Below are 13,671 nucleotides of genomic sequence, written 5' to 3' on the forward strand. Positions count from 1 at the left end.
AATTAGCTCATTGGGAAATAATAGGAACAATCGTATGGAAATTAGTTAAAGATGCTCCCATAGAAAAAATAAAGGGAACACCATTTGAAGCTCATTTCGTAAGTCATGGTAGAAATCCATTTCCTCATAATGCAGCAGGTTATGCATGGACAGCAACTTTCATACAATCAAAAGAAGACCCAATAGCTAATTTATATGAAGATTTAGCTGCTGAACAAAAAGCTAGAGCTACCTATGAAACTCTTATAAAACTTTCAGATGACCCAGGCGTAACCGATGCCCTCAAATTCCTTCATCAAAGAGAAATAATACATTTTCAGCGTTTTGGAGAAGCATTAGTTAAAGTAGAAGATTATTTGAATTCTAAACATATTTTTTAAACTTACAAAAAAATAATAAAATATATAGTTTGAATTAGCAAAGGAGAGTCTTAATAAACTCTCCTTTATTATTAATACTAATGTATTGCAAATAATCCGGGTATTCCTCCTGTATGAATAAAAACTACATTTTCATTTTCTCTTATATAACCTCTTTCTATCAAATCAATTAATCCTCCAAATGCCTTTCCTGTATACACAGGGTCTAGAATTATTCCTTCATTTTTTGCAAGTAGTTTTATAGCTTGTGTACCAATTTCAGATGGAATAGCATATCCCGGTCCAACATAATCTTTTAATACTACTTCTTTTTCATTTATACAAATATCACTTTCTAATAGCTTAAGAGCCCCATTAACTAAATTACTGATTTTCTTTTCAAAATCTTTTTCAGGTGAAACCATTACACCAGTTACTTTTGTTTTTTTATCCAATAATTTAACTCCAGCTATAATACCTCCTTGTGTTCCACCTGAGCCAGATGCACAAACAATATGGTCTATATTAACTCCGATTTCATCTGCCTGTTTAAATAATTCAAATGCACAATTTATGTATCCCAAAGTCCCTAAAATGTTTGAACCTCCCATTGGTATTACATATGGCTTTTTACCTTTTTTCATTAACTCCTCTGATAACTTTATAGCTTCATCATATACTTCACTAGTAGAATCAGTATCAATAAAATATATCTTAGCATCTAAAATATTATTTAGTAATAAATTACCTTTTGTATCTGTAACTCCTCTTTTCTTCAATACTAAAATAGGTTCTAAATGTAATTTTCTACAAGAAGCAGCTGTAAGCATAGCATGGTTAGATTGAGCACCACCTATAGTTATGACTGTATCACATCCCTTATCAATAGCATCGGCTAAAAGAAACTCTAACTTTCTAATTTTATTTCCTCCAACTCCCACTCCTGATAAATCATCTCTTTTTATAAATAAATTTACATTAAATTTGGAACTCAAATTTTGTAATTTCTTAAAAGGAGTAGGAAAAATACCTAATTTTTTTCTTTTAAAATTACTTATTTTATACATCAGCATCCCCCTTTACATTTAATTATCCTTTTATATATATTCTTTAAATATTTAAATAATCCTCTAGAATATGTACAGCTTTAAATTTTTTATTTGTTAATTACTGAAACAATCATTATTATGTAAAATAAAAATCACAGGAAAATTCCTGTGATTTTTATTTTACATTTAAACCATGTTTTTTAAACACTGATTTGACTTTTTCTATAATTTCTTTTGTAGGGGCTTTAGTTTTTTTAAGCCTATAATCATATCCTAATTTTTCCCATTTGTATTCTCCCATCTTATGAAAAGGCAAAATCTCTACTTTTTCTAAACTTTTTAATGTCGACAAAAACTCTGCCATTTCTTCAATAATATCTAAATCATCAGTTAAATTGGGAACTAAGACATACCTTACCCACATAGGCTTATTTATTAAAGAAAGATATTTTGCAAATTTTATAGTAAGCTCTAAATTTCCTCCAGTTATTTCTTTATATTTTACCTCATCAAAAAACTTAATATCTAAAAGAACTAAATCCGTATAGTTTAAAACTTCTTTTACATTCTCAAGCTTTATACATCCAGATGTATCTAATGCAGTATGAATACCTTCCTCTTTACATTTCTTAAACAACTCTAATACAAAATTAGATTGTATTAATGGTTCTCCACCACTAACTGTTATTCCGCCCCCCGAAAATTTCATATATGACTTGTATTTTACAACTTCTTCCATAATCTCATTAACAGTAACTTCTTTACCATCTTCTATTTTCCATGTATCTGGATTATGACAATATTGACATCTTAGTGGACATCCCTGCATAAAAATTATAAAACGAATACCCGGTCCATCTAACGTCCCACACGTTTCAACCGAATGAATTCTTCCCTTCATATTAACACCACTTTTATACACAAAGTATTTTAAAAAGCTTAAAAATGTTCATGGAATGTTCTTTTAATAACATCTAACTGCTGTTCTCTTGTTAATTTGATAAAATTAACTGCATACCCTGACACACGTATAGTCAATTGAGGATACTTTTCAGGATGTTCCATAGCATCTAATAGAGTTTCCTTATCTAAAACATTTACATTTATATGATGTCCTGTATCATTAAAATATCCATCAAGTATTCCTACAAGATTCTTAATTCTCTCCTCTATATCCCTTCCAAGAGCTTTAGGAACAATTGAAAATGTATATGATATTCCATCTTCAGCATGTTCATATGGTAGCTTTGCAACTGAAGACATAGATGCTATAGCTCCTTTTTTATCTCTTCCATGCATTGGATTTGCTCCCGGTGCAAATGGCTCTCCAATTTTTCTTCCATCTGGTGTACTTCCAGTTTTCTTACCGTATACAACATTAGAAGTAATAGTTAATATTGAAAGTGTAGGTATAGAATCTCTATATGTCTTATGTTTACGTAATTTATTCATAAAGTTTTTAACTATTTCCACGGCAATACTATCTACTCTATCATCATTATTTCCAAAAGCAGGATAATCTCCTTCTACTTCATAATCTACCGCTAATCCTTCCTCATTTCTAATAACTTTAACCTTTGCATATTTTATAGCAGATAGCGAATCTGCAACAACAGAAAGCCCTGCAATACCACAAGCAGACGTTCTTAGAATATCTTTATCATGAAGTGCCATTTGCAGTCTTTCATAAGCATATTTGTCATGCATATAGTGAATTATATTTAAAGTATTAATATACAGCTTAGCTAGCCAATCCATTACTTGATCAAATTTTCTCATTACCTCATCATAATCAAGATATTCTGAAGTTATAGGAGCAAACTCTGGTCCAACTTGAATTCCTGTCTTTTCATCTTTTCCACCATTTATAGCATATAATAATGCTTTTGCTAAATTTGCACGAGCACCAAAAAACTGCATCTGTTTACCAATTCTCATTGCTGATACACAACAAGCTATACCATAATCATCTCCATACCACTCTCTCATTAAGTCATCATTTTCATATTGTATTGAACTCGTATCTATAGAAACTTTTGCACAATATTTTTTAAAGCTTTCTGGTAATCTTGTTGACCACAAAATAGTTAAGTTAGGTTCTGGTGCAGGTCCAAGATTATAAAGAGTATGAAGCATACGATAACTAGTTTTTGATACTAAAGTCCTACCATCTATACCCATACCACCTATAGCTTCTGTCACCCACGTAGGGTCTCCTGAAAACAATTGATTATATTCTGGAGTTCTTAAAAAGCGAACCATTCTTAGTTTCATTACAAAATGATCTATTAATTCTTGAGCTTCCTCTTCTGTAATTAAACCATTCTTTAAATCTCTTTCTATATAAATATCAAGAAAAGTAGATACACGACCTATTGACATAGCTGCACCATCTTGTTCTTTGATAGCTGCAAGATATGCAAAATAAGTCCACTGTATTGCTTCTTTTGCATTTGATGCAGGTCTTGATATATCATAACCATATGACTTTGCCATTTCCTTGAGTTCATGTAAAGCTTTTATTTGTTCTGCTATTTCTTCTCTAAGTTGTACAACATGAGATTCCATATAATCCATTTCAAGTTGTTTTTTCTCTTCTACTTTATCTTCTATTAATCTATCTACACCATATAAAGCAACTCTTCTGTAATCTCCTATAATTCTACCACGTCCATATGCATCAGGCAGTCCTGTAATTACTCCAGAACTTCTAGCTCTTCTCATTTCATCTGTATAAACATCAAAAACACCGTCATTATGAGTCTTTCTGTATTTTAAAAATACCTCTTCTGTCCCTTTATCAAGTTCATATCCATAAGCATCTAATGCTTTTTTTACTACTCTAAGCCCTCCAAACGGCATAATACCCCTTTTAAGTGGCTTATCTGTCTGAAGCCCAACTATTTGTTCTAAATCTTTATCTATATATCCCGGATTATGAGAATTTATTGCTGATACTTTTTTAGTTTCTACATCTAAAATACCTTTTTCTCTTTCTTTCTTCATTAAATCTAATACTTTATTCCAAAGGTCTTTTGTCCTATCTGTAGGACCAACTAAAAAACTTTCATCACCTTCATATGGAGTATAATTTTTTTGTATAAAATCTCTAACATCTATTTCACTTATCCATTTTCCTTTTTTAAAACCTTGCCATTCTTTCATAATATAGCTCACATCCTTTTTCTTAATTTATAGATGTATGTCTATTTTAATAAATACTGTATATTGTATACAGTATTTGTTACAAACATTATACTTTGTTTTAATAAATAAATCAAGAATCTATTTAAAATTTACAATTACAAAAACTTAACTTTCCTAATTCTTTATTTAAACGTAGAATATAAAGTTTAAGTAACTTTAATTATCAGTAATTATTTTTTATCTAAATCTGTCATTATTTCAGATTTTTCAAGTAGTATATCTTCTTGTTCTCTCTTTTTATCTTTAAATGTTTTTTCAAATTCAATTGTAAAAATCCATCCCGCAACCACAGCTGTAATAGGCGCTACTAAAACTAATCCGATACTACCTACAAGAGTCCTCATTATTTCTGCACTTACAATTTTTAAGTTTATTATTCTAATAAAACTTGAATTTTTAGTCATAAATAACATAAGCAAAGTTAAATATCCTCCAGAATAAGCTAATAAAAGAGTAGTTGTCATTGTACCAATCACAGCTCTACCAATATTAAAACCTGATTGAATTAACTCTTTTGTCTGTATGTCAGGCTTTTTAATTTTGATTTCTTCTATAGAAGCTGCAACATCCATAGCTATATCCATTGCAGCTCCTGAAGCACCAATTATAATAGCAGCATAAAAAATATGTTTCATGTTGAGATCAAGATGTCCACTAAATACAAGTGTTTCTGCAAAAGGTGAAGTCATTCCATGAAGTGCCAACTTATTTCCAAAAAATATTGTTATACCTATTGTAACAAACAAACCACACATTGTTCCAACAAATGCTGCTATTCCTTTTTTTGTAAATCCAGCTACAGAAAATATTATAATAGCTGTCAATAATGTCAGTACCATTGAACTAACAAGTAAAGGTTCTTTCCCTTTTAGCAAAGCTGGAATTAAAATTTTCCATATAATAAATAAACTAGCCATAAATGAGAACAATGCTTTAAGTCCTGTAAATCTAGCATACAAAATTAAACAAAGTACAAAAACTGCAAATAAAAGCAGTTGCCAATTTTGTCTATAAATATCAATAGCTTTAACTCCTTTTATTTTACCATCCTCTTCTAATATGCCAACTATTATTTTATCTCCTACTTTATAATAATTATCAAAATCAAGTTTTCCTACTAATTGATTTACTGCTTCTAATTTCTTACCTTTATATTTCCCATTTTTAATTTCTACTATTAATGATTGAAAGCCTATTTTAGCTATTCCCGATTGAACCATTTCAGAATCATCAGTTTTTAAAACAACAGCTTTAACTTCAAATAAATTATTATTTTTATTTTCTAAACTTAAATCATTTATATTTGCCATAACAATTATAAATAGTATCAACCCTATAGTAAATAATATAGGCATAGCTTTTTTCATCAAAATTCACCCCATACAGTAAATTATAATACAAAATAGCCAGGATATAACCCCGGCTATCTTGATAAATATTGAATTGTACAATATATTTTATTTTGAAAGCTCCACACCCATTATACTTGCTAAAGTTCTTGCTATCTCTGTATTATCTTTAAAACCTGTAAATTTCTCTGAACCAACGCCAACTGCTGACATAGGTATTGATGTTCCTGAATGTGCAAAAGTAGTCCATTCTATATTTGCTCTTTTTGAAATTACATGAGTTGTAGCTACAGCTACAGGATTATAATAAGATGGTCCATATTTTGCAACATCATATTCAGCTTTTTTATCTACTAAATCCATAGCTTTAATAATTTCTGCTTTTTCTTTTTCTGTTAAATTATCCAAACCAAAATTTTCTGCTATATATTTAAAATATGCGTCTCTATCTCCATTATATTTTTTAGCTAATACATCTCCAACAGAAGCTTTAACATCAAGAAGTTCATTTAATTTTAAATAATAATTTTTAGAAAATCCTAATCCCATACCACCAGTTTCATGGTCTCCAACAACTACAATTAAAGTTTCATCTGGATGTTCTTTATAGAATTTATATGCCTCTTTAACAGCAGCATCAAATGCTAAAATATCATGTATAGCACCAACAGCATCATTTGTATGACAGGCATGGTCTATTCTTCCACCTTCTATCATAAAGAAGAAACCATTAGGATATTTTGATAAAACTTCTATTCCCTTTTTAGTTATTTCTGCTAAGCTTGGAACTTGATTATTTGTATCATGAATTCTATCAATTTCATATGGTAAATGAGATAATGTAAATGTAGCTAATACCTTTTCTTGTCCTTTTGGCTTATAATTTCTAAATTTATCAGATTGTTCTTTTCCATAAAATATCTTATATCCTTTATCAGCAAATTCTTTTAATAAATTTCTGTTATCTTTTCTCTTTGAACCATTCATACTTGGCATATCATCAACCCAGCCTTGTGGTAAGAAATGTCTAGCTCCACCACCTGCAAAAAACTCAACATTGCTATCTAAAAAATCAACTGCTATTTCATTCTCATTACTTCTACTTTCATTATGTGAAGCAAATACTGCTGGTGTCGCATGAGTTAATCTCGTTGTAGTAGCTATACCTGTAGCCATTCCTTTTTCCTCAGCTGCTTCAACAAGAGTTTTTATATCTGTACCATCTGGCAATTTTGATATTATGCCATTATTAGTCTTGTGTCCTGTAGCAAGTGCTGTTCCAGCTGCTGCTGAATCAGTTACTAATGAACTTGCAGAATATGTAGTATTAATTCCAGCAACAGGTAATTGATTAATTAATAACTTAGCCGATTTATCTCCTGTTTTTTCTTGTAAAAAATACTCTGCAATTTGTCTTTGTGCAGCACCTAATCCATCACCTATAAAGTAAAATACATACTTTGGAGCTTTTTCTACTGTAGCTGCTTCAGCTATGGCTGGCTTAAATAAATTTGTTCCATCTTTAAAGCCTACAATACCATTAGCAGCTACCAAAGTAACAATTAATACTGCTAAAAATAGCTTTGAAAAAAAACTGTTCCTCTTAAACATTTTCAATTCTCCTCCTTTTTAAAAATATTATTATATATTAATAATAAATATACTATTTTTATTAAATTAATATTAAATTAATGTTATATATAATTAAATTTTCATATAATATTTTTCATTTTTACACTATTCTATAGAAAAATAAATATCCCTTCTTTTATTTGTTTAAAATTTTCTTAAATTTTTGTATTATCTGTCTTATGCTATTTAATATTATACCTTTCTAATTTTTTATATAATCCCGTTCTACTAAGACCTAATATTTTAGCAGCCTTGTTTTTATTTCCGTTTGTTTTTTCAAGACACTCTCTTATTACATTCTTTTCTATTTCTTCAATAATATCTTTTAATGTCTTTTTTGTATCTAGATAACTAATTTTTTTATTTTGCCTTAATCTCTTTGGCAAATGTTTTGGCTGTATTATTAAATCAGAATCTAAAAGATTAATTGCTCTTTCTATTACATTTTCAAGTTCTCTTATATTTCCCGGCCAATCATACGCTTTTAAATATCTTAATGCCTCACTTGAAATACCTTCTACATAAATTCCCAACCTATTTGAAACTTTTATTCTCAAAGCATTTGCAAGTTCTTCTATATCTTCTTTTCTTTCTCTAAGTGGTGGAAGCTTAATAGTTATTACATTAAGTCTATAATAAAGGTCTTCTCTAAACTTTTTTTCTTTAACTAATTTTTCTAAATCCATATTTGTAGAAGCAATAATTCGTACATCTAAACTTATTCGCTTATTTCCACCCAGTCTTTCAACTTCTTTTTCTTGAATTACCCTAAGAAGTTTTGCCTGCATGTGCATTGACATATCTCCTATTTCATCAAGTAATATAGTACCTCCATTAGCAAGTTCAAATTTTCCCTTTTTGCCACCTTTTTTAGCCCCTGTAAAAGCTCCCTCATCATATCCAAATAATTCTGATTCAAGTAGTTCACTAGGTATTGCAGCACAATTTATTCTTATAAATGGCCCAAATCTTCTATTACTAGCATTATGGATTGAATGAGCCAATAACTCTTTTCCCGTACCACTTTCACCTAGTATTAAAACATTTGAATCTGTTTTTGCAATTTTTTGTGCCATCTTTTTTATATCAGTAATCTTTTTGCCACTTCCTACTATATGTTCAAAAGAATATTTTGCTGTTTTCTCTTTATTTAACTCCCCTTTGTAATATTCTAATTCTTTTTCCAATCTATTTATTTTTTTACTTAATGTCATAAAGTCACTTATATCTTTAAACATACCTTTACCAACTGCTCCAATGACTTTACCATCTTTGATAATAGGTATTCGCATAGCTATCATTCGATTGCCTTTTATTTCCTGAATTTCACCAACTTCTCTAACTCCCGTTTCTAATACCTTATGAAGTCTTGTATTTTCAATAACTTCTGTTACATGCTTTCCTTCAGGATTTGGATCTTTTAAAAATTCTTTGTATGCTCTGCTCATCATAGTAATAATTCCTTTATCATCTGTAACAACTAACCATTCATTAACTGTATCTAAAATAGTATTTAAAATATCAAAATAATTTTTTTCTTCATCTACTTTGTCTAAATTGTTTTTTACATCGCAATCGCAAATATTTTTCTTTAAACCCTTGTAGTACGCTTCCATTTTCCCACCCCATCATGATTAATTAATACAATCTTTTCTGCGTTAAAAAAATAACATTTACTTCAAATATAAGTATATCACAAAACAAAACTGTTTTAAAAAATAAATTAAAACCCCTTATCAAGCCGATAAGAGGTTTTAAAAAAACTTTAAGCTCCTTTTTCTTCATACTCATTATTTAATTTATATTGTTTTAACTCTTCAATTAACAAAGGTACAACTTTATTAACATCTCCAACTATTCCAACATCTGCAACTTCAAATATAGGTGCTTCTGAATCTTTATTTATAGCTACTATAAACTCTGATTCTTCCATACCTGCTAAATGCTGTATTGCACCTGATATACCGCAAGCAATATATAAATTAGGTCTTACTGTTTTACCTGTTTGCCCAACTTGATGGTCTTTATCAATCCATCCTGCATCAACAACTGCACGTGAAGCAGAAACTTGGCCATCAAGAAGCATAGCTAGTTCCTTAAGCAGTGCAAAGTTTTCTGGTTTGCCTATACCTCTACCACCAGAAACTAATATCTTTGCTTCTTCTATATTAACTTTTTCTTTTGTTTCTTTAACTACTTCTAATATTTCAACATTTATATCTTCTTTAGTAAAATCAATAAAAAATTCTTTTATATCTCCTTTTCTACTTGTATCCCTTTCTTTTATTTCCATAACGCCCGGTCTAACTGTAGACATTTGTGGTCTATGTTCTGGACAAATAATTGTTGCCATTATATTTCCACCAAAAGCTGGTCTTGTCATTAAAAGATTTCTTGTTTCTTCTTCAATATCAAGACTAGTACAATCTGCTGTAAGACCTGTATATATTCTAGCAGAAACCCTTGGTGCCAAATCTCTACCTATTGCTGTTGCACCTATTAATACTATTTCAGGTTTTTTATCATTAATAACTTCACATAAAGCCTTTGTATAAGGCTCGGTAATATATATATCTAAATTTTGATGGTCTACATATATAACTTCATCTGCACCATGATAAATTAATTCTTCTAGATTATTTTTTATATTATTTCCTAAAATAACAGCTGTTACTTTTTCATTTAGTTTATCTGCAATATCTCTAGCCTTTCCCAACAACTCCAAAGATACTCTTTGTATTTTATTATCTCTTTGTTCTACAAAAACTAAAACTCCTTTATAATCTGAAATATTCAAATCGTTTTCCCTCCTTAAAAAACTTTTACTTATATCTGTAAATATAAAGGTAACTTTTCCACAATCGATTAATTATATGATATGTTTTTCTCTAAGTTTTTCAATAATTAATTTTGCTGCTTCTTTAGGCTGTAATTCATATACTTTACCAGCAGCCTTAACTCCTTTTGTAAATGACTTCTTAACCTTTGTAGGAGAACCTTTTAATCCAATATGTTCTACATTTACATCTATATCATTTAATCCCCATCTAACTATTTCTTTTTCTCTGTATGCTTCTAAAATTCCACTTACTGACATATATCTAGGTTTATTAAGTTCACTTAATGTAGTTATTAAACAAGGTAATTTTACTCTTATTTTATGATACCCATCTTCAAATTCTCTTTTTAAAATCAAACTATCACCGTCAAGAGTTAATTCCCTAACGTAACTTACTTGAGGCAATTTTAAATGCTCTGCAATTTGAGGTCCAACTTGTGCTGTATCTCCATCTATCGCCTGTCTTCCTGCTATTATTAAATCGTAATCTAACTTTTTAATAGCAGCTGCTAACGTACTAGATGTAGCCCATGTATCTGCACCAGCAAATGCTCTATCACTTAAAAGTATAGCTTCATCAGCTCCCATAGCTAAAGCTTCTCTTAAAGCCTTTTCTGCTTGAGGAGGTCCCATAGTAATAACTGTTACTTTTGCTCCTATTTCATCCTTTAACTTTAATGCTGCTTCTAATCCACTTTTATCATCTGGATTGATAATACTTGGAACTCCTTCTCTTATTAAAGTACCTGTTTTAGGGTCCAATCTTACTTCTGTAGTATCTGGTACTTGTTTTATACAAACAACTATATTCATGTTTTAATCCCCCTATCGTAAAATATTTCCAGCTATAACCATTCTTTGTACTTCAGAAGTACCTTCATATATCTCGGTTATCTTAGCATCTCTCATCATTCTCTCTACTGGATACTCTCTAGTATATCCATATCCACCATGAAGCTGAACTGCTTTTGTAGTTACTTCCATAGCTGTTTCAGCTGCAAATAATTTTGCCATAGCTGCATAAACACTATAAGGTTCTTTATTGTCTTTTGCCCTTGCTGCTCTATACACTAACATTCTTGCTGCATCTGTTTTTGTCTGCATATCTGCAAGAGTAAATTGAGTATTTTGGAATTTTGCAAGTGGTCTTCCAAATTGTTTTCTTTCTTTTACATATTTAATTGTTTCATCTATAGCTCCTTGTGCTATTCCAATAGCTTGAGCTGCTATTCCTATACGTCCACCATCTAATGTCTTCATAGCAATTTTAAATCCTTGTCCTTCTTTTCCTAGTAAGTTTTCTTTAGGAACTTTACAGTCTTCAAATATAAGTTCACATGTTGATGAACCTCTTATACCCATTTTAGCTTCTTTTTTACCTACCCTAAATCCTTCAAAACCCTTTTCAACTATAAAAGCAGAAATACCTTTAACACCTTTACTCTTATCAGTCATAGCCATAATTATATATGTATCAGCATAACCTGCATTAGTTATAAATATTTTTGAACCATTTAGTATATAATAATCTCCATGTAATTCAGCTTTTGTTTGTTGAGCTGAAGCATCTGTTCCTGCATTTGGTTCTGTAAGTCCAAATGCTCCTAGTTTTTCACCTTTAGCTAATGGTATCAAATACTTTTTCTTTTGCTCTTCTGTTCCAAATTCATAAATTGGTGATGCACAAAGTGAAGTATGAGCTGAAACTACAACACCTGTAGTTGCACAAACTTTAGATAACTCCTCAATAGCCATTGCATATGCAAAGTTATCTCCACCACTTCCTCCATATTCTTTTGGAATTGGTATGCCCATAAATCCATACCTAGCTAGCTTCTTTACTGTTTCTAATGGAAATTTTTCTTCTTCATCTACTTCTGCGGCAAGTGGTTTGACTTCATTTTCAGCAAATTCTCTAAATAATTCCTGTAACATCTGATACTCTTTAGAAATAGTAAAATCCATTTTTATCCCCCTTAAACTTTAAATTATTTTGCTTAGTTTGTTAATTAACTAACCTTTATAGGTATCGGCGTAAAATATTTTTATTTTACACCACTATAACAACAAGCAACATTTATGCCAAAGAAAATCTTGAAAATTCCCAAATTTATTTTTTTATATGTATTAAATATTTACAGTATCTTAACTAAAAAAATCTTTTTTATCAACATTAACAATAATATCTTGAATGTGTTAATTAAGTTTACATGTTAACTTTTTGAACAAAAATACCCTCTTTTTTATTAAGGGTATTTCTTAAATTCATAGTTTATTATTAAATTTTAAATAATCTGGAATAAAAATTTTTAAACCAGAAGATATTATTTCAAATTTAGCAGGAAGTGGTCCTCCATTTTCACCATCTATATCTATATTCATATTGCTATCATCTAAACATTTAACATAGAGATTATCAGTTTGAAAATATATAACATTTTCATTATTTATATGGTCTCCTCTTATAATCTTTAAAAACAATGTAGCAGCATCAAATATATCTATTTTTTTAAATATACATACATCAAATTTGCCATCATTTAACCCCGCTTGCGGTGCAAATTTTTTAAAACCCCCAGCAGAAGATGAATTTAAAACTGCAAACAACATTACATCTTCTACAAAAGATTTACAGTTATACTTAAATTCTAATTTTATCGATTTAAATAACTGTTTAGGTATTTCTTTTATTCCTTCAGCATAATAAGCAAATTTTCCAAATACAGTTTTAGATGCTACTGAAGCTTTTATTGCAACATCTGTAAGCAAACCAGCAGCTGCAACATTAATAAAATAATTTTCATTAACTTTACAAACGTCTATATCAATTAATCTTCCATTCCTAAACATATCACAAATTCCATCTATGTCATTTGGAATAGATAGATAGTTTGCAAAATCATTTACAGTACCAGCAGGTATAACTGCAAAAGGTAATCTTAAATCTGCCTTCATCATACCATTTATAACTTCATTTAAAGTTCCATCTCCTCCAACAACTACAATTAAATCAAATTCTCCTTCTTTAATTTTCATTACTTCATTCATTGCATCAAATTTTCCTCTAGTGTCAAATTTATCTACAGTTTTAAATATATTTTCTAATACTAATCTCCCTACAATAATTTCCAAAGATTTTTGAACTATAGTGCGACCAGAAGATGGATTGTTTATAATTTTTACTCTCATAAATACCGTTGACTTATATCTATAAAAACCTTATAGAAAGCAACGCA

General features: G+C 29.8%; 10 protein-coding genes and 1 pseudogene. 1 reads left to right on the top strand and 10 read right to left on the bottom strand.

Going from position 1 to position 13,671, the window contains the following annotated elements; all coding sequences use genetic code 11:
• Window positions 1-2 precede the first annotated feature (2 nt).
• A pseudogene (locus BUA90_RS12805) lies at window positions 3-380 on the top strand (manganese catalase family protein); the annotation flags it as partial.
• A gap of 77 nt (window positions 381-457) precedes the next feature.
• Here the strand turns inward: BUA90_RS12805 and BUA90_RS03590 are convergent.
• The 10 genes from BUA90_RS03590 to BUA90_RS03635 all read right to left on the bottom strand — a co-directional run bounded on the left by BUA90_RS03590 (window position 458) and on the right by BUA90_RS03635 (window position 13,624).
• Window positions 458-1,426: a D-cysteine desulfhydrase family protein gene (locus BUA90_RS03590; RefSeq protein WP_072966028.1), complete on the bottom strand. Its 969-nt coding sequence runs from the start codon at window positions 1,424-1,426 to the stop codon at window positions 458-460.
• 157 nt (window positions 1,427-1,583) lie between these two features.
• Window positions 1,584-2,309, bottom strand: a complete 726-nt coding sequence (gene pflA, locus BUA90_RS03595) for a pyruvate formate-lyase-activating protein (RefSeq protein WP_072966029.1) — start codon at window positions 2,307-2,309, stop codon at window positions 1,584-1,586.
• A gap of 38 nt (window positions 2,310-2,347) precedes the next feature.
• On the bottom strand, window positions 2,348-4,573 hold the full coding sequence (gene pflB / locus BUA90_RS03600) for a formate C-acetyltransferase (protein WP_094756709.1): 2,226 nt from the start codon (window positions 4,571-4,573) through the stop codon (window positions 2,348-2,350).
• Window positions 4,574-4,785: 212 nt separating this feature from the next.
• A complete protein-coding gene (locus tag BUA90_RS03605; protein ID WP_072966030.1) occupies window positions 4,786-5,982 on the bottom strand; it encodes a YibE/F family protein in 1,197 nt (398 codons plus the stop codon).
• Window positions 5,983-6,072: 90 nt separating this feature from the next.
• Window positions 6,073-7,575: an alkaline phosphatase gene (locus BUA90_RS03610; protein ID WP_072966031.1), complete on the bottom strand. Its 1,503-nt coding sequence runs from the start codon at window positions 7,573-7,575 to the stop codon at window positions 6,073-6,075.
• Between the two features lie 203 nt (window positions 7,576-7,778).
• A complete protein-coding gene (locus tag BUA90_RS03615; protein ID WP_094756710.1) occupies window positions 7,779-9,212 on the bottom strand; it encodes a sigma-54 interaction domain-containing protein in 1,434 nt (477 codons plus the stop codon).
• Window positions 9,213-9,361: 149 nt separating this feature from the next.
• A complete protein-coding gene (locus BUA90_RS03620; RefSeq protein WP_072966032.1) occupies window positions 9,362-10,393 on the bottom strand; it encodes an electron transfer flavoprotein subunit alpha/FixB family protein in 1,032 nt (343 codons plus the stop codon).
• 72 nt (window positions 10,394-10,465) lie between these two features.
• Complete coding sequence (locus BUA90_RS03625) at window positions 10,466-11,248, bottom strand: electron transfer flavoprotein subunit beta/FixA family protein (protein ID WP_072966033.1); 783 nt, start codon at window positions 11,246-11,248, stop codon at window positions 10,466-10,468.
• Window positions 11,249-11,260: 12 nt separating this feature from the next.
• Window positions 11,261-12,400, bottom strand: a complete 1,140-nt coding sequence (locus BUA90_RS03630) for an acyl-CoA dehydrogenase (protein ID WP_072966034.1) — start codon at window positions 12,398-12,400, stop codon at window positions 11,261-11,263.
• 300 nt (window positions 12,401-12,700) lie between these two features.
• The gene (locus BUA90_RS03635) at window positions 12,701-13,624 is read right to left on the bottom strand and encodes a diacylglycerol/lipid kinase family protein (RefSeq protein WP_072966035.1); all 924 of its coding nucleotides are present in this window, start codon (window positions 13,622-13,624) and stop codon (window positions 12,701-12,703) included.
• Window positions 13,625-13,671 lie beyond the last annotated feature (47 nt).

Origin of the sequence: Caminicella sporogenes DSM 14501 (assembly GCF_900142285.1) — a bacterium.
Taxonomy (GTDB): Bacteria; Bacillota; Clostridia; order Peptostreptococcales; family Caminicellaceae; genus Caminicella; species Caminicella sporogenes.